Origin of the sequence: Leptolyngbya sp. PCC 6406 (genome assembly GCF_000332095.2) — a bacterium.
In the GTDB taxonomy this organism is placed as follows: Bacteria; Cyanobacteriota; Cyanobacteriia; order Phormidesmidales; family Phormidesmidaceae; genus PCC-6406.
In genome coordinates this window covers 4,302,001-4,320,618 of the sequence record NZ_KI913949.1, presented here as the reverse complement: position 1 = coordinate 4,320,618, position 18,618 = coordinate 4,302,001, and the positions used below count along the sequence as shown (strand labels likewise).

The window sequence follows — 18,618 nt, the reverse complement described above, 5'->3', positions numbered from 1 at the left end:
CCCACCATCCCTGGGTCGGAGAATGTACGATGTTGACGCTATGCGAGGGCTACCACCAAAGCCAATATGCCTTTTGGGGATGTGAGTAATGTTGAGTGTTCGGGGAGGGGGTTGGAGGTGGGGGAGCGAGTTTGAGCGGTGGGCATTGCCCACCCTACGACTTTATTTAGACGCACGTCCCTTATCCCCCTATTCTTTGACTTAACTTGGTTTGAAAGCGTGAGATCGCCGTTGCCGTCTCGCAGAGAATCGCCCCATCAACCCATTAAAACCCTCAAAACCTAAGCCCCATCCGCTTCATCCGTTCTCCTCCACTGCCTCATTCGCGGCCCCATCGTTTCCAAGTCCCGCTTTTTTCCTCAACGCCTCCAATACCTCTGGCGTGAATGGATTCTGTCCCAGTTGCAACGCTTTCAACCATTCCTGCCGTTGCTGCTTATCTTTCTCACCTCGATAGTACTTTTTGGCTTCAATCGCTGCCACGACTACCTGAAAATCTTCTAAAGCCCCGGCTAAATCATCGGTTAAGGCTCTGGCAATCCCACGGGTTTCTCGATAGCGTGCCCAGTCACTCAACGCCACAGCGTTGTCACCTGCAAATAACACGGCTGCTGACTGGTTATGCAAACTCCCCAATCGGCAGAGTAAAGCCCAAATCCAGGCATCAATTTCTAAGCCCGTGTCGATGGTTTGAGCCTCCTGGTAAGCCTGAATTGCCGCCAACACGTTGCCCTGCTTGACCCCATCTATCCCCTGGCTCAAAACCACCGCCGCCTTGAACCGGGGAGTTTGAGCCAACGATTCGGGCACGTTGAGCGCTGCATGTAGCCCCTGGGCACCTGCCCAATGGGTGGCTCCATCCCACCGAATTTCATTCAAGTTGGCGCTGCTGAGGTTGGCGTTGCTGAGGTTGGCGCTGCTGAGGTCGGCGCTGCTGAGGTCGGCGCTGCTGAGGTTGGCGCTGCTGAGGTAGGCGCTGCTGAGGTAGGCGCTGCTGAGGTCGGTGCTGCTGAGGTTGGCGCGGCTGAGGTTGGCGCGGCTGAGGTTGGCGCTGCTGAGGTTGGCGCTGCTGAGGTTGGCGCTGTTGAGGTCGGCGCTGATGAGGAAGGCGTTGCTGAGGTCGGCGCGGCTGAGGTCGGCGCTGTTGAGGTCGGCGCTGATGAGGAAGGCGTTGCTGAGGTCGGCGCGGCTGAGGACGGCGCGGCTGAGGTCGGCGCTGATGAGGAAGGCGTTGCTGAGGTTGGCGCGGCTGAGGACGGCGCTGCTGAGGTTGGCGTTGCGGAGGTCGGCGCTGCTGAGGACGGCGCTGCTGAGGACGGCGCTGCTGAGGTTGGCGCTGTTGAGGTAGGCGCTGCTGAGGTAGGCGCGGCTGAGAAATTTGCCTACGCTTTGGTTAAAGGTGCCCAGTTGCAAACAATCGCTGTAATGAATCATGCGGAGCCAGCGCATACGGTCATGACCCTCCGTATCCGGTTGACCGCAGGGATAGAAATGGATAGCCGCTTTTAGCGCTTGCACCGACTGAGCATACCGATGAATTTCCAGCAGCAAAATCAGCACATTCAACCCCGTAGAAATGTCTACCTGGCGCTGGCCAATGTCAGCCTGATACTTTTGCAGTTGGCGAGCTTTGCGTTGGGGCAGGGTTTCTTCCGTCGCATCGATAAACCTGCCATCGCCCCAGTCCAGATAAAAACCCTCCAGCCGTTTGAACAGTTCCCCCCAATCTGGCTTGGCTTTTTTCAGCAAGCCGATCAGGTATTCCACAATTTCCTGGGTCAAAGCGCCAAAGCCAAACAGATCGTAGATTTCCCGGCACAGCATCTCTTCACGAACGAGATAGGGTTTACCCCGACTGTCCTCTCTTTTCGTCCAGCGTACTAGCGATTCAACCATCCGCTCGGCACACAAAAACTCACCAAAACTCTTGTGAAAAAACTCGATCTGGTTCTCGCTGCCCTCCGTCGATTTCAGATAAAACGCCGCCAGGGCATTCTTGAGGGGGTTTTGCTCAGCGTTTTGCTTGGCCTGGGCCAATAGTTGTTTTGCGCCCTCATCTTCCTTCAGCCGTTCTTCAATCAGGGCAATGGCGGCAGATTCGCCCCCCGACTGCACCACACACAACCCCGCCTCCGCCAAAATGCTGCGCAGGTCTTCCGGGTCAAGTCCGGTAATTTTAGGGTTGAGATCAGCCCCATTTTCACTGCGCTGCTTGGTCAACACCCATTCCAGCGCCGCCTCGTAAATCTGAATCCGCACGGCGACCGGGTCATCGCCAGTGAGCTGAGATTCCTGGAGTTTGTCATCGCGGTGCAGCGCCGCCAGCAGGTAAAGCAGCAGGGGTTCCCTTGCCAGGGTTTTGACCTGCTCCGGGCACTGTTGATTCTGCAAAAATGCCTGAAATTGCTGCGTTTTCTCGCTGCCCGCCAGCGTTGCCCACTTCAGCAACCACTGCTGCTGAATCTCCGCCGCCATCGGCGCAATCTCGACCCGCTCCAGATTCAGGGGCATCAGCCGTTCCACGCCATACAGCGCTAGGGGTCTGCCAGTAATCAGCACCCGGTGTCCCCGTTCGCTAATGTCGGCACAGCGTTTTTGAAACAAGCCCACCTGTTCTAAAAATTGCTTGAGTCCATCCGTGGTGCCCCGTTCCAGCAACAGTTCATCAAAGCCATCCAAAAAGAACAGAAAGCGCGTATTGCGATCGGTCAACCAGCCCGCATCTTTGGTGAAATCGGTGGCAATGGCATCCTCCAGGGTTTTGTCAAAATCCTGAGCAAAATTTTGGACATCGCGCAGCCGAATCAACAGGGGAATCCAGATCGGCGACCACTCGCGCCGCACCTTGTCAGCAAACATCCGACAAAACACGCTCTTGCCCCGTCCAGGACCACCCTGAATAAACAACACCTGCCCCTGTTTCTGGGCATCCTGCAACAGCGTTTCCGCCCAGGTTTCAATGTTTTGGGGTGTAGCCCTGTAATCCACCTGACCTTCCCTATCAACGGGTCGCACTTGCAGCGGCACATACAAATCGGCAAAGGTGAACGGCTCGTCAAACACCGTCTCCTGGGGTTTGCGGGCAATCACCTCATCTAGGTAGCGATCGACACTGGCATAGCGTTCCTGGTCTTGAAACCAACCCTCCCCATAGACCGCTGCCAGCCGCTTCACTTGGTCGCGCACCTCCGCCACAATCTCCTTTAGGTAGCGGTGGGTGCTGCGGGCAATTCGTTCCGTGGTGCGATCGCCCTCTTCCGGCGACAATCCTGCCTCCTGCAACCGCTGGCTCAGCAGCCCATTAAAAATCTGCGCCAGTTGCGACTCATGGAAACAAATCAGCGTCTTTCGGGCTTCCTGCTCGGTTAGCTCCACTGCTTTGCCGTCTAGCTCCAGCGTTTCGCCCAACTGGTGAATCTGGTTTGTCAACGCTGCCGACGCAGGCTGGTCAGACAACCGCTGCACCAGCTCTGGATGCTGCTCTAGAAAAACCTGGACACTTTTCAGGTAGGCAGTCTGGGCGGCGATCGCCACCCCCACCTCCAACGACGGCTCCTGCCGCGTTGTCTCCACAACGTATTTCAGCAACCCCGTCGCCAACGGCACAAACGGCAAAGCCGCCGTCGCTACCTGCCCCAAGGGTGAACTCAACACATCCAGCAACGATGAAAAATGGTTGACCAGGGGTGCCAGTTCTTGGGCGGTTTTATTGTCCTGAATCGCTTTTGCCAAGTCGGCGATCGCCTTCAGGCTATCCACACTTCCCTTAACCGTATGCTCCCAGGAAATTGGCGTATTCAAACCTCGCCAGACATCGCGCCAGAGTTGTTTCACCATTGATTTATTTTGGAGCAGCAATTTAGGGGTAGTGTAGCCGATCTGGATTCGATGAACTTTTAGACAGTCAGGATGGCGTTCATGCAATGTCTCCGCAGGAGAATCGCACCAGCAGTCAATGATGCAGGGTCAGTCATTGGGTAAACGCCAAGGCTAGGGCTGCATCTTTTCTATCAAAGAAATTCCGAATTCTGCCGGAAACTTCACACTTAATTCGGTAAAAACCTCTTCTGAAGCTAAAATAGCTCTTTGTAGGGTGGGCATGGCCCACCATCCCTGGGTCGGAGAATGTACGACGTTGACGCTATGCCAGGGCTACCACCAAAGCCAATATGCCTTTTGGGGATGTGAGTAATGTTGGCTCTTCCGGTCTGGCTATGGACAAAGGGCTACTGAGCAGGGGAAATGGAGGGAGAAATAAACGCTAGAAAGGCGTGAAGTGTTTGATATACAAGGGATTGGCTAGAATTAAAGGGTGAGAGAAAGTCGCCATATATGGGTGAGCGCCATGATCACAGAATCTGACGCGAGGCAATTGACAGAGCTACTGGGTCTTCCTGAGACAAAAGTAGAGGATATGACAATGATAGATGGGGTGGGGCTATTTTTTGTAATTAGCCCCACCCGCCGAGATGCAGAGTGTCCCCGGTGTGGGAAGCGAAGTCGTCATTTGCATGAGAATCATCGGTATAACATTGAGGATTTGCCGTGGAATCAACAGCCCGTAGTGTTGCGAGTCAATCGCCGCCAGTTTTGGTGCCAGGAATGTGGACAAGTGTTTAGCGAAGAACTGGCCTTTGTTAAGAAAAGGCGGTTGTATACGCAGCGGCTAGCGAAGCAGATTGTCGGCCAAGTGTTAGGGAGTAGCATTCACAGTGTGGCGGCTCGGACAGGGCTGAGTGACGAGCAGATTGAGACGATGATAAAGGATGCCGGAAAGGCGTATTTACCCGAGAGCCCAGAACCGATTAGATATCTCGGGATAGACGAGATAGCGGTCGTCAAAGGTCAGGGTAACTATTATGGGGTGCTAGTGAACCTAGAGACGCACCAGCCGATCACCCTTCTACCCTCACGAACACAAGAGGGATTGCGCCAAGTCCTTAGCCAATGGGGACCAGAGGTGCTTGAGGGGATTGAAGGGGTGAGCATAGACCTGTGGAAGCCCTACCAAAGTTTGGTAAAAGAGATGATGCCGAATGCGACCATTGTCGCGGATAGATTCCATGTCACCAAACTCGTCAATGAGGAGTTAGATAACGAACGGAAAGCGGAGAAGAGAGCGGCCAAGAAGATCGCAAAAAAGGCTGAGAGGGAGCGCGTCATAGAGGGTCTTAATGGCAGTAAGTATGCGTTACTAAAGAACGAAGGGAATTTGAATGAGAAACAGAAGAAGAAGCTCATAGAAGTGAGCGAAGTATCCCCTAAATTAGCAACGATGCATCGATTGAAAGAAGAGTTCAGAGAAATCTTTGAATCCTTCGAGAATTGGGCAGAAGGGACGTTAAAGTTACTGGACTGGATGGCGGATTCATCGACATTTTTCAATCAGAGTTGTGGCACGATTAAACGATGGTTTGATGAGGTGACATCATACTTTGAACTGAGAATAACTAATGGGGTTGTGGAGGGAATAAATAACAAGCTTAAGTTGATCAAGAGATTAGGTTATGGCTTTGGCAATTTTGACAATTTCAAGTTAAGAGCTTTGTTGCCGTGGGTATTTCCTTTTGAAACACCATAGCCAGACCGGAAGAGCCGTAATGTTGAGTGTTCGGGGAGGGGGTTGGAGGTGGGGGAGCGAGTTTGAGCGGTGGGCAATGCCCACCCTACGACTTGAAAGAAAATAAAAAGTACCTGGAAGCTTGGCAGGCAGAAGGTGAAGTGATTCCCGAAGCGAGAACACTCCAAGTTGCTTGACACTTTTGGTGATTCCGACGGCATAACAATTCAAATGCAGCGGACGGTTAAAGCCACTTGTCTGGTAATGCTTAATTGTGCCGATCTTGCTTTCGAGTTGCATCCAAGCGCAACATAGCAGCCTCTATTCCTGTCACTATTGTCACTATTACTATTTGGTGCGATCGCGATGATTGTTGTTATTGACAACTACGACAGCTTTACCTACAACCTGGTGCAATACTTGGGGGAGTTGGGGCAAACCTACCCTGTAGCCCAGGAAATCCAGGTGTACCGCAATGATCAAATCACGGTAGATCAGGTGGCGGCACTGGTTCCAGAGGGTATCGTTATTTCCCCAGGGCCGGGTCGTCCTGAGGATGCCGGTATTTCTCTAGACCTGATTCGTCGCCTGGGGCCGACGATCCCCATCCTAGGCGTGTGTCTAGGGCACCAGAGTATTGGCCAAGTTTTTGGCGGGCAGATCATCTCGGCCCCCACGCTTATGCATGGCAAAACGTCCCTCATTCACCACCACCAAGTCGGGGTTTTTCGAGGGCTGGATGTGCCTTTTCAGGCCACTCGCTACCATAGTCTGGTGATTGACCCCGCAACCTGCCCTGAGGTCTTAGAGATAACGGCTTGGGTGGAGGATGGCCCGATCATGGGGGTCCGTCATCGCGACTATCCCCACATTCAAGGGGTGCAATTTCACCCGGAGAGTGTCTTGACCACCGCTGGCAAGCTGCTGCTAGGCAATTTCTTAGCGGACCTGAAGGCTCGGGTTTTGGTGGGTTAGCCGGGGGCGTAGGGATAGGGAATTGACATTCCTGTGGGGATGTTTTCAAGTCCTGGGGTTTTCGGGAATCGTACAGGATCGCGGTATCAATTCTCTGGAAACTCAGCGTCTAGCTCTGCCTCCAAGCAGTAATTGAAAATATCATCGTCGATTTTTTCGAGGGCTTGGTTGTGAGCCTTTAGACGTTCTGCTAGGGCCATCGTTTGGGTTGGCCCGGAGTCTAGAACGGTGGTCTGTTCCCCGGTGGGATTGGCCGCATCGGTTGCGGCTTTTAGCTGGGCGTAAAAGGTCTGAGCAGACTCCATCTCGGCCAGCATCTCCTGTAACTCTTGCCGGTAGGCATCCCGATAGCTCAGCAGTTGAACATCGCTGAGATCTACGGCGGTCAAACTGGTGACGGTGGCCTGAGCCTTGGTCAGGGCAGTGGCCATACCCCCTACGGCAGCATCGGCGGTGAGCCCCACGCTTAGCGCAGAGTCGTCCCCTTTGACCTGGCTCGCAGTGGCGGTGAGGTGAGCCCCAAAGCCATGGTTAAACTCCCCATTGAGGATGCTCTGTACGGCGGCACATTCTGCCAGCAGTCCGGTCAGGGGCGGTCCATTCGGGTCTCGGGCAATCTGGGCAGGCGTTTCGGGAATTGCCGGGGTGGTAGCACTGGGGGTCGGTCCCTGACCATCGCAACTCGAAAGTGCGATCGCACTCAGCACTACTGCGGTGGTCAGGGATTGATATTGAAGTCTAGAAACCATAGCATCCCGCTCCTCGGTAGACGGATTGTTCTGGGCAAACCCATCTTGCTCTAAATGCGGATTCGTATATAAACCTTGCCCAAGTCCAGAAGTGGAGTGTTCCCGGTGGGAAAATTCCAGATTTCGAGCTGGACTTGGTGCTGGACTTGGTATAAAACCCTCCGAGTATAGCTGCGCTAGGAGCTGTGTAGGCGCGGTTTTAACCGCTAATCCCCCAATTCCGAGCGGAAATGTATCCTGCGTAGAATCAACCATTTTTCCTGATTCGTCAATACCCGTAGAGGGTGTTGATTTATCTCTGGGAATTCTAATTCAGATAGCTACTTTACAAAGCGTTATGGATCCTCTTGCATCTTCCGTCGCTGTCGGCCCCGGCAGTCATGGGCACTATCTCCAGATGCTCCTGGAACACACGCCCGCCGCGATCGCACTTTTTGATCGGGCGATGCGCTATGTCATGGCCAGTCGCCGCTGGCTGGAGGATTATGGATTGGAGGACTGCGATATTATCGGCCAGTCCCACTACGAGGTTTTCCCAGAGATTGGGGACGATTGGAAAGCGATTCACCAGCGCTGCCTGCAAGGATCCGTGGAGAGTTGTGACGAAGATTCCTTTCCTCGCTCTGATGGCACCGTAGATTGGCTGCGCTGGGAAGTTCGTCCCTGGCATGAACCCTCTGGCGACATTGGCGGCATTGTCATCTTCACTGAGGTGATTACGGCCCGCAAGCAGGCTGAACTGGCTCTAGTGACAGCCAATGCTGCCCTAGAAACTGAGGTAACTCAACGCACCGCCACCGTCGATGGGTTCTTTAACCTAGCAGTGGATATGCTCTGCATTGCCGGATTGGATGGTTATTTCAAACGGGTTAACCCTACCTTTGAACAAGTGCTGGGCTACACCCAGGCAGAACTGTTAGCAGTTCCTTTTCTCAGCTTTGTTCACCCCGAAGATTACCCTGCCACCCTTGTGGAATCTCGCAAGCTATCAGAAGGTCACAAAGTGATCTCCTTTGAAAATCGCTACCGCTGCAAAGATGGTTCCTATCGCTGCTTCTCTTGGAAATGTGCCCCTGATCTAGAAACGGGGTTCATCTATTGCACTGTTCAAGACGCAACTGACCATATCGCCACAGAAACGGCGCTACGGAAGCAAGCTCAGTTGCTAGATCAAGTTCAAGGCGCGATTGTGTCTACCAGTCTTGAGGGAGTGATCACCAGTTGGAGCAAAGGAGCTACGGCTCTCTATGGCTACACCGCTGAAGAGGTCATTGGTCAGAATGGTCGTTTCCTATACCCGGAAGGCTGGGATGACTATCTCTTAAATGACATTTTTCTGCCTCTACAACAACACGGTCAATTAGAAATTGAGACCACCAATCTACACAAGGCTGGTTATAGATTGGATGTGTTACTGTCTCTTTCTCTAGAAAAGGATGATAACGGTAATGTGATCGGCATAATTGCCTACACTACAGATATTAGCGATCGCAAACAGGCTGAGCAAAGAAATCTAGATCTGAAAAATCTCTATGAACAGATTTTAGATACTATTCCCGACATGGTGCTGTGCAAAGGACCAGAATCTCGATTGCTATACGGAAACAAAGCCTTTCGTGACTACTATGGCATGACTAATGATCAGCTTTTAGGGCTGATTGATGCACCCCATAGCAAACCAGATTATACTCAGCAATATATAAAGGATGATGCCTATGTGTTCCGCACCGGCAATACATTACAGATGGAAGAATCCATTGTTCGCCACGATGGGGAAGAACGCCTGTTTCTGACGAACAAAGCTGCTGTCTTTGACTCTCATGGTGAGGTGATTCAAACTGTAGGCATCTCCCGTGATATTTCTAGTCAAAAGGCATCAGAAATAAAATTGCGCGATCAAGAACAGTTCTTGAGGAGTGTTTTTGATGGTTCCGAGCATAGTATTTTTGTCGTCGATGTGGTGGGTCAATCGGAGTTTCGCTTTAGCGGCTGGAATAGAGGGGCAGAAAAGGAAATTGGCTTGACCAGAGATCAGGTGCTGGGCAAAACCCCAGTAGAAATTTTTGGAGACGGGCAAGGGCTGCAATTTCAAGTCTCCTACCAGCGCTGTGTGGAGGGCAGAAATCCTGTTAACTACGAAGAATGGGTTGTCCTAGATGATCAGAAAACCTGGTGGTTCACAACTCTGAATCCCCTAGCGGATGATGCGGGCAATATTTATCGGCTGGTGGGGACAACGACAAATATCACGTCACGGAAGCGAGCTGAGGAGGAGTTACGTTCCTCCCAGAAGTTTCTAAAACTTCTCCTCGATACCATTCCCCTAGACGTGTTCTGGAAGGACAAAGACTCGGTTTACTTGGGCTGTAATGCCCAAGCAGCGACGTTGTCGGACCTAGCTTCCCCTGAAGAAATTGTCGGCAAGACTGACTATGATCTGCCTTGGGCGCTGACAGAGGCGGAGATCTATCGCCAGCGCGATCGCGAAATTTTAGACTCTGGACAGTCAATCTTGGGTCTTTCGGAGAGCATTACCTATCCCGATGGTCGAAAGGTTTGGCTCAACTCCAACAAAGTACCCCTGCGAGACGCAGAGGATAATGTGATTGGGGTGCTTTGTACCACTGAGGATATTAGCGATCGCAAACAGGCTGAGATCCAACTTCAGGAATACGCTGAGCGCCAAGCTCTGTTCAATCAGCTTACTAGCCAGATTCGCAATTCTCTGGATCTAGATACCGTCATCGAGAGCACAATTCAGGCCATTCATCGTCGCCTAGAGATCGATCACTGTGCCTTTGCCTGGTACTGCCCGGAGGCCGACCCCCCGGTTTGGGACATGATCAAGGAGGCGCGATCATCGGAAATCCCCAGCAGCCTGGGCACCTTTCCCGCTGCTTGGATTGGCCCCATCAATACCCTGCTGCTGAATCAAGAAGTTCTCTGTGTTGATGACGCCGAAACCTACGGGGAGCCGATTCATAGAGCCTTTCTCCAGCAGGTCAAGACCAAATCGGAAATCTTGCTGCCGATTCGGAATCAGTCGGGTCGGGTCGGTGTCATTATTTGTGTTCACAAAGCCCAGGTGCGGCCTTGGTCCGCTAGTGAGGTGGAATTGCTCACGGCAGTAGGGGATCAACTGGCGATCGCGATTGATCAGGCCGAGCTCTATGCCCAGAGTCGCCAGAAGAGTACGGAGTTGGAGCACACACTGAAGGAACTGCAACGGACCCAGGTGCAGATGATTCAAGCAGAGAAGATGTCGGGGCTGGGGCAACTGGTGGCGGGGGTAGCCCATGAAATTAACAACCCCGTCAACTTTATCTATGGCAACCTCAACCACGCCCAGGAATACACTGAAAATCTGCTGGAAGTTATCCAGCTCTACCAGGCGCAGTTCCCCGAGCCAGGGGAGGATATCGAAGTCGCTATCGAAGACCTGGAGTTAGAGTTTCTCGCAGAAGACTTGCCCAAAATGTTGACCTCCATGAAGGTGGGAGCGGAGCGCATTCGCACTATTGTCTCTTCGCTGCGGGTCTTCTCCCGCATGGACGAAGCGGATATGAAGGCGGTTGATATCCATGAGGGCATCGACAGTACCCTGATGATTTTGCACAATCGTCTCAAGCCCCAGCACAATCGACCTGAAATTCAGGTGATCAAGCACTATGGCGATCTGTCCTTGGTGGAATGCTATGCAGGGCAACTCAATCAAGTCTTTATGAACATCCTCAGCAATGCCATTGATGCCTTAGAGGATGCCATGGGGCGGCATTCCCTTGCCAAACCTCAGATCACGGTGCGCACCCGTGTGGAGGCTGATGGCCAAGTCAGTATTGCGATCGCAGATAATGGGTTGGGGATCCCCGACAAAATTCGCAGCCGCATTTTTGATCCCTTCTTCACCACTAAACCCGTGGGTAAGGGCACTGGGATGGGCCTCTCCATCAGCTACCAGATCATTACCGAGAAGCATGGAGGCCAATTGATCTGCCAATCGAACACCGTAGAGGGCGGGACTGAATTCCGCATTGCCATCCCCCAACGCCAAAAGCCCTGAGATGAAATTCACGCAAGTTCTGGAATTACTTTTGCTGGCGGCACTCTGGGGGGGATCCTTTCTCTTTATGCGGGTGGCGGTGCCAGAGTTCGGGCCGATTTGGTTGATTGAGTGCCGGGTACTGGTGGCAGGAGCAGCATTACTGCCGATTCTTATCCATCAGGGTCTGTTGGGGGAACTGCGATCGCACCTGCGGCCCTTGATGGTGGTAGGACTGTTTAACTCCGCCCTACCCTTTTCCCTGCTAGCCTTTACCACCCTGTCGCTGCCAGCGGGGGCAACCGCCATCCTCAACGGTACAGTGCCCTTCTTTGGGGTGCTGGTGGCGTTTCTCTGGTTGGGGGAGCGCTTGACCCTGGGACGAATCCTAGGACTTGTCCTCGGGTTCACCGGGGTAGCAGTGTTGGTGGGCTTGGGAGATACCGCCGGGGTGCCGGGACTACCCTGGGCGATCGGAGCGGGGCTACTGGCGGCGATACTCTATGCCATCGTGGCTCCCTATGTCCACCTCTATCTTCAGGGGGTGCCCTCCCTGGTGATTGCCACGGGAAGTCAGCTCAGTGCGGCGGTGTTTCTGCTGCCGCTGCTGCCCTTCACCCGCCCGGTCCAAATCCCTACGGATGGAGCCTTTTTGGCGGTGTTGGGGTTGGCCCTCCTGTCCACCTCCCTGGCCTATATTTTGTATTTTCGGCTAATTCATCAGGTGGGCTCGACGCGCACCTTGACGGTGGCCTATCTGATTCCCCTCTTTGCCATGGGCTGGGGAGCGTTGATTCTGGGAGAAGCCATCACCCTCTCCATGGTGTTGGGGTGTGGATTGGTGCTGCTGGGAACTGCGATCGCAAACGGTTTGGTAAGGCTACCCAAAAAGCTGAGTATCTCCTAGGGGTCAATGCCCCCCTCTTCTCAGAAAGTTAACCAACCCATGACCTGATCCACGGTTAGCGCTAAATCAATGCCATTGATGGTCGGCAAGGTGGATTTTCCCTTCAGCAGTTGCACCCGTTGATCTGGCCAGATAATTAAGACGGTTTCTTCATCTGGGTCGATGAACCACCCCAATTCAGTGCCGTATTAATCGCTGCCCCCAGTTTTGCCTGTAGTCGGCTGTGCTCTCTCTGGGGCATGGGTTTTTGAAAAATCTTGCCGTTGATAAATTCTGAAGTCGGTGTAGTTTCAGGGAGTTTCAGAAACTCGTCCAGGGTCAAGGATTGGGTAGCGATAGACATGGGCAGCACCTGAGACAATGCTCAGTATGGAAGAAATTCGCTAGCAGTCTCCCTCCAGCTTACACAGCTACACCCAACCCAAGCAGCCTAGAATAAGCCATCAGTATATTTACCGTATTTTGTGCTTTCGCCTGTCCTCAGATCTGGGCTAGTAATTTAGCTGCAACACTTCTATGCTGGTGCCAGAGAATTTTCATTCAGGGGTTGCAGTAGAGGATTAAATCCGAGGTTTGGGGCTCAGGGTTTCTAAAACTGAGCTGAGACTGCGGTGATATAGCGGTTACCTAATGTATGAGGGACGCCTCAACTTAATGACACGTCGGCGAACAAGGGTCTTAAGCCCCTTGCCTGTCCTTCACCCGAGGGAGAACCGCTATATCTATTTGAGTTTTGGAAGTTTTGGGATTTAGAGGTCTGTATTACCGATGTTCAAGCGCAAATCGGCCCCCCTGCTGACCTACATCAGCCAAAAGACAGAATTTGAAGGCATCCTCCATGCTGAGGGTATGCTGCGGGTGGATGGCATTATCCACGGCACCGTCGAGATCCAGGGTGACCTGGAAATTTCCGCCACAGGCTTGGTGGAAGGCCCCGAGGTGCGGGCTACCAACATCATTGTCCAGGGCGTACTCAAAGCCCGAGTCCATGTCGAAGGCAAGCTCACCCTCAGCCGCACCGCCCGATTGGAGGGAGACGTGGTGGCCGGGTCTCTAGAAATCGAGTCGGGAGCCTACTACACCGGCTACATCGAAACCCGCGACGCCAAAACGCTGCCCCCATCTCCCCAAATGCCAGAACTCTACGGCACGACTGAGTCCCTACCCTAGGGTGTGTGGACAACTTGAATCAAGCTAGTACACCTAGGCTGAAATAGGCTTACCATTCTGTCGCCCCAGCCCCTCACCCTAAATCCCTCTCCCAGGGAGGGCTAGGGTGAGGGGCCGAGGTGTACCACGATAGAACGGTCAGAGTATTTGCGCCGCCCGGTACTAGGCTGGGCCAGAACGAAGAAAATTCGCTGCCGTCATACTGGATAATGAAAAGGTTTTGATCAGGGCTTAGGGACTCGCAGGAAAATAACGTACTTGCTGATCTCCAAGTCTGTTTCGGAACAATCTACGTCTCTGACCTCCAGCACCAGCGAGCTATGCGAACCCATTACTGCGGCCACCTCCGGGCAGACCACATCGGCGCAACCGTCACCCTGTTCGGCTGGGTAGATCGCCGCCGCGACCATGGGGGGGTGATTTTTGTGGATTTGCGCGATCGCAGTGGCATTGTGCAGATCGTCAGTGACCCGGAGCGCACCCCGGAGTCCTATGGTCTCGCGGAACAACTGCGGAACGAGTATGTGGTCAAGATTACCGGGCGGGTCAGTCAACGGCCCACGGACTCCTTGAATCCCAAGCTGCCCACCGGGGAAGTTGAGATCTACGCGGACCAAATTGAATTATTGAATGCGGTGCGGAAGCAACTTCCCTTCCAGGTCTCCACCGCTGAAGCAGAGTCCGTCAAGGAAGAACTGCGGCTGCGGTACCGTTACCTAGACCTGCGGCGCGATCGCATGGCCCGCAATCTTCAGGTGCGCCATGGCGTCATGAAGGCCATCCGCCGCTTTCTGGAAGATGAGGAGCAGTTCATGGAGGTGGAAACCCCCATTCTCACTCGCTCTACCCCTGAGGGGGCACGGGACTATCTGGTACCCTCCCGCGTCAACCCCTCGGAATGGTTTGCTCTGCCCCAGTCGCCCCAGTTGTTTAAGCAACTGCTGATGGTGTCCGGGGTCGATCGCTACTACCAGATCGCCCGCTGCTTCCGGGATGAAGACCTGCGGGCCGATCGCCAGCCCGAGTTTACCCAGCTCGACATGGAGATGAGCTTCCTCTCTCAGGAGGAAATTCTAGAGCTGAATGAGCGGCTCGTGGCCCATATTTTCCAAAAAGTCCAGGGCATCGATCTGCCTCGACCCTTCCCCCGTCTAACCTATGCCGAGGCCATGGATCGCTATGGCAGCGACAAGCCCGACACCCGTTATGGGTTGGAACTGGTGGAGGTGTCGGACTTGGTGGCGGACTCTGGCTTCAAGGTGTTTTCCGGCGCGGTGCAGGCGGGGGGGATGGTGAAGGTGCTGCCCATCCCTGGCGGCAATGAGGTCGTTTCCAATGTGCGGATTAAGCCCGGTGGCGACCTGTTCAAGATCGCGACGGAGGCGGGGGCCAAGGGCTTGGCCTATATTCGCGTTCGCGAGGGGGGGACCATTGACACCATCGGCGCGATTAAGGACAACCTCAGTGAGGAGCGCACCCAAGCGCTGCTAGAGCGCACCGGGGCGGCACCGGGGCACCTGCTCCTATTCGGCGCGGGACCAACGGATATCGTCAACGCGACCCTGGATCGGGTGCGGCAGGCGATCGCCAAGGAAATGGAGCTGATTCCCGCCAATGCCATCAATCTACTGTGGGTGACGGATTTCCCCATGTTTGAGTGGAATGCTGATGAGAAGCGGCTGGAGGCACTGCACCACCCCTTCACGGCTCCCCACCCCGAGGACCGAGGGGATCTGAAAACCGCCCGTGCCCAAGCCTATGATCTGGTGTTCAACGGCTACGAGATTGGGGGCGGTAGCCTGCGGATCTACCAGCCAGAGTTGCAGCGCCAGGTGTTTGAGGCCATTGGGCTCTCGGAGGCAGAGGCCCAGGACAAGTTTGGCTTTTTGCTAGAAGCCTTTGAATACGGCACGCCACCCCATGGGGGGATTGCCTACGGGTTGGATCGTCTGGTGATGCTTTTGGCGGGGGAAGAGTCGATTCGAGATGCGATCGCATTTCCCAAGACCCAGCAGGCCCGTTGTCTCCTCACCAGTGCCCCCGCTGGTGTGGACAAGAAGCAGCTCAAGGAGCTTCACGTTGCCTCTACCTATCAGCCCAAACCGAAGGGGGAGTGAGGGTCAGGTATTTTTCCCTGACTATTTTTCCCTGACAAAGGGTTGCGAAATATCACGGAAATCTCGGTCGGTTTACTACAAATACCTACAAATACTGAGATCTGCGATCGCGCCCTCTCCCTTGGCCCCTAAGATAGCTACCTGACCTTAATGTGGGCCATGGCCCTGACATGGGGTCTGGTTGATGATTTGAGTGGACCCGCGATGTGGATTGTTGTACTAATTTTTGGCCTCAGCCTGCTGCCTGCCCTGGTCGCGGCCTGGATTAGTATGCGGGCTCAAAAGCAACTTTCGGAGGATTTCAGTCGGGCTAGGGCCGTGGCCTCCGAACGCGGTCTGCGGGCATTGCTAAAGCGCGATCGCGACCTCAACTATGTAGAGGGCATCGGCTACATCATCGGCGACTTCACCTGCCAGATGAATGCGCGATCGCCCCATCTCCGCTGTGCCTTCAATCCCTGCGGCCCCTGCGAAGGCTGCCAGTTCTACGAGGCTCCCGTCTTTCGGGAGGTGGTCAAGCGCGTCCCCGAGACGACTACCGCTTGCCCCCTGCCCCCCCTACCCAAATCCTGTCCCCTACCCCCATTCCCCATTCCCGCCGCCGCCCTAACGGAACAGTTGGTCTAAGGCGTGTGGAAAATTAACCCGAAAACCCTTACGGGGTAGGCATGACCACAGCCCCTAGCACTGGGCGGCAGGAATCTCCTTACCGTTTTATAACGACCAGGCAGAGCCTCGGTGAGAATTCCCAGGCAGAGCCTGGGAACCAGGAAAGCCATCGATATTGAACGTAGGGTGCATTCGCGGCACCAAAATCCTTTGTAAATGCGGAATCCACCTGCTTAGCCGCAATGCACCGCAGAAATGCCACGCCTAGGGGAAATGGGCACAGAATTTCTGCCAGCCAGCACTAGTAGTTCACCAAAGGAACTTTGCCGGGTTATCTCAAGCCAGAAGAGTCAATTCTTGGGGTTTTGAAGAGTTGGGAACCCTTCAAAGTTTGCTTAGCAGACTACTAGGATGGAAACTCTCCCATCTGTGAGGCCCATGAGTTATGTATACACAGTAGCCCCTTGGGAGAGGGCTAGGGTGAGGGGCTGAGATGTACCCCGATAGAACGGTTAAGGTATTTACGCCGCAAAGTGCTACCGCGCTGCCATACCCCACCAGGCGAGGGCATAGGGCTGGGCAATGGCGTCGTTGACCTGTTGCCGATAGACCACCCGCAGTTTGTAGCGGCCCGTTTCTGGAATTTGGAAAAACAGGTGCTCCACACTGTCTTCCTCACTAACGGAGGACCAGACACTGTCAGACAGTTCCGTATCCTCGGCCCGCATCAGGTACAAATCCAGATTATTGAGGCCGCGATCGCTAAAGGTTTCCCCAAGGTCATAGCGATCATTTTGATTGCTGTCATTCAGCACCACCACCCGCTCCCAGGCTAGGGTCGCGGCCAGGTAGCTGCCACCCTGAAGAGCCTGTTCAAACACATAGTCCTGGAAGAGGATGGCCGCCTCTTGGCGGGGCAAATCTGGGGGCAAAGGCGACTCCAGGAAGCTATAGTTCCAACCCCGCACCGGCACCGGGGCTGTGGGCGACCACTGACCTCCATCCAGTTGCAGGACGGCCCGGTAGGCATTCAAATGGCCCGTACCCAATTCAGCATGGAGCGGAATTGCTGGATCGCGATAGGCGTCAGAGTCTATCCAGGTTTGGTTGGCCTTGTCGTAGAGGGTGCGGCTCATCCCCAGCCGCAGGCCATCCCCTGCATCCTCTAGCTTGTCGGCGGCATTGAGCAAGACCGCCTTGGTCACCATCGCCGATCGAGAATCCAAACTCCAATCCTGGCGACCGCTACGAAACTGGCGGTCCCCCCACTCTTGGAGCAGCGCCACCGTTGCGGTCACATGGGGCGCGGCAAAACTAGTGCCACTCACCGCCCGTAGGGAGCCATCGGGGCCAATGCTGTCCACATCGTGACCAGGGGCGACGAGACTGATGGATCGTCGTGCCCCCACATTACTTTCCGGGGCGGGAGATCGGGGGGATATCGCCTCCGGTTCACTGCCCAGGTTGGAAAAGTCCACCTTGGTGTAGCGTCCATCCACCTGGCGGGAATAGGCCACATTGATGCCGTTGAAGTTGTCGGTGGGGATGGGAATGCCCCCCCGGCCCTGGTTGCCCGCTACCACGTACAGTACGTTGTGGATCCGACTTGACCAGTCCACGCATTGGGTGAGCAGGGCATTGCCATCCAACACTGCATTGGGCCGGGGATCGCGACTCAGAGGCTCCCCAAAGCTGAAATTAATCGCCCGCACGTCGCCGCCATTGCTGAGGGCCACCTGCTGGGAGGCTAAACATTCATCCGGTTGACCGCTGCGTCCCCGGATTGGTCCCACCGCTGCCCCGTAGAGGAGGGCATTGGGGGCCACGCCGGGGCGAGCCTTGTCTTGACTGATCATGACGCTGGCGACAGCGGCGGCGTGGAACTCCACATGGCGATTGGAGTCGGCAGGGTCTTCCAAAAAGTAGACCCGCTGTACGGTTACAGGGGGATTAGAGCGCGCGACTTTGTCGAGGCCAAACTGGCTGGGACGGCCAATTTCCACCTGGCCAATGGCAATTTTGGCCCCAGTCACACCATAGGGGGGGGCATGGAGGCGATGGGCATCAATCCCAGCGGGGCCAACGGATTCCGCTAGCGCTAGGGCCATGGCGGGGGTGAGAAGGGTAGTTGTAGTTGCGATCGCAACTACCCCTGAAAGGCCCCAACCCCGGTTGCCTCTGTGCTGTACCCTGACTGTCCAATCCACCATCCATGCTCCTCAATCGGTTCAGGTGTCGAGTTATGGAATACTTTGAATGTGCTAAAGGTGTGCTAAAGGTGATGAATGTGCTAAAGCTGCATTTTTCAAATGTGCTGAAGCTCCATTCTGAACCATTGTCCCTAGCTCCAGATGCTCATCAGCAGTTCCTGACAGAGCCAGTGAACCTTGTACCAACCTGGGCTGACAGGGATCTGCGATCGCCAGAGGCCGGTCAGAGACCATCGCGGTCATAAAATCCCCACCCTAGAGGCCCCCCAGCCCACCCCGTCT

The 18,618-nt window shown here is 54.5% G+C and carries 11 protein-coding genes; 7 read left to right on the top strand and 4 right to left on the bottom strand.

Going from position 1 to position 18,618, the window contains the following annotated elements; all coding sequences use genetic code 11:
* Nucleotides 1–297: 297 nt before the first annotated feature.
* Nucleotides 298–3,837, bottom strand: coding sequence for a pentapeptide repeat-containing protein (locus LEP6406_RS0219090; protein ID WP_008313189.1), 3,540 nt, complete (start codon nucleotides 3,835–3,837; stop codon nucleotides 298–300).
* A 508-nt stretch (nucleotides 3,838–4,345) separates the two neighbouring features.
* Here LEP6406_RS0219090 and LEP6406_RS0219085 point away from each other — a divergent pair.
* Together LEP6406_RS0219085 and LEP6406_RS0219080 are read left to right on the top strand one after the other, a co-directional pair.
* Complete coding sequence (locus LEP6406_RS0219085) at nucleotides 4,346–5,581, top strand: ISL3 family transposase (protein WP_027268755.1); 1,236 nt, start codon at nucleotides 4,346–4,348, stop codon at nucleotides 5,579–5,581.
* A gap of 345 nt (nucleotides 5,582–5,926) precedes the next feature.
* Nucleotides 5,927–6,535: an anthranilate synthase component II gene (locus LEP6406_RS0219080; RefSeq protein ID WP_008309766.1), complete on the top strand. Its 609-nt coding sequence runs from the start codon at nucleotides 5,927–5,929 to the stop codon at nucleotides 6,533–6,535.
* Nucleotides 6,536–6,621: 86 nt separating this feature from the next.
* On the opposite strand, the gene LEP6406_RS0219075 is transcribed toward LEP6406_RS0219080, so the two are convergent.
* On the bottom strand, nucleotides 6,622–7,284 hold the full coding sequence (locus LEP6406_RS0219075) for a hypothetical protein (protein WP_008309768.1): 663 nt from the start codon (nucleotides 7,282–7,284) through the stop codon (nucleotides 6,622–6,624).
* Between the two features lie 337 nt (nucleotides 7,285–7,621).
* On the opposite strand from LEP6406_RS0219075, the gene LEP6406_RS30520 reads away from it, so the two are divergent.
* Together LEP6406_RS30520 and LEP6406_RS0219065 are read left to right on the top strand one after the other, a co-directional pair.
* Nucleotides 7,622–11,344 (top strand): PAS domain-containing sensor histidine kinase, encoded by a 3,723-nt coding sequence (locus LEP6406_RS30520; protein WP_008309770.1) that lies wholly within the window; start codon nucleotides 7,622–7,624, stop codon nucleotides 11,342–11,344.
* 1 nt (nucleotide 11,345) lies between these two features.
* Nucleotides 11,346–12,230 carry a DMT family transporter gene (locus LEP6406_RS0219065; protein ID WP_008309772.1) on the top strand — a complete coding sequence of 295 codons (885 nt, stop codon included), beginning with the start codon at nucleotides 11,346–11,348 and terminating at the stop codon, nucleotides 12,228–12,230.
* A gap of 136 nt (nucleotides 12,231–12,366) precedes the next feature.
* Here LEP6406_RS0219065 and LEP6406_RS35505 read toward each other — a convergent pair whose 3' ends face one another.
* Nucleotides 12,367–12,573: a Uma2 family endonuclease gene (locus LEP6406_RS35505; protein WP_008309774.1), complete on the bottom strand. Its 207-nt coding sequence runs from the start codon at nucleotides 12,571–12,573 to the stop codon at nucleotides 12,367–12,369.
* A 425-nt stretch (nucleotides 12,574–12,998) separates the two neighbouring features.
* On the opposite strand from LEP6406_RS35505, the gene LEP6406_RS0219055 reads away from it, so the two are divergent.
* The 3 genes from LEP6406_RS0219055 to LEP6406_RS30515 all read left to right on the top strand — a co-directional run bounded on the left by LEP6406_RS0219055 (nucleotide 12,999) and on the right by LEP6406_RS30515 (nucleotide 16,144).
* Nucleotides 12,999–13,400, top strand: a complete 402-nt coding sequence (locus tag LEP6406_RS0219055; RefSeq protein ID WP_008309776.1) for a bactofilin family protein — start codon at nucleotides 12,999–13,001, stop codon at nucleotides 13,398–13,400.
* Between the two features lie 320 nt (nucleotides 13,401–13,720).
* Nucleotides 13,721–15,517 carry an aspartate--tRNA ligase gene (gene aspS, locus LEP6406_RS0219050; RefSeq protein WP_008309778.1) on the top strand — a complete coding sequence of 599 codons (1,797 nt, stop codon included), beginning with the start codon at nucleotides 13,721–13,723 and terminating at the stop codon, nucleotides 15,515–15,517.
* A gap of 204 nt (nucleotides 15,518–15,721) precedes the next feature.
* A complete protein-coding gene (locus LEP6406_RS30515) occupies nucleotides 15,722–16,144 on the top strand; it encodes a DUF6464 family protein (RefSeq protein ID WP_155834721.1) in 423 nt (140 codons plus the stop codon).
* A gap of 518 nt (nucleotides 16,145–16,662) precedes the next feature.
* Here LEP6406_RS30515 and LEP6406_RS0219040 read toward each other — a convergent pair.
* On the bottom strand, nucleotides 16,663–18,336 hold the full coding sequence (locus LEP6406_RS0219040; RefSeq protein ID WP_008309782.1) for a S8 family serine peptidase: 1,674 nt from the start codon (nucleotides 18,334–18,336) through the stop codon (nucleotides 16,663–16,665).
* Nucleotides 18,337–18,618: the final 282 nt, after the last annotated feature.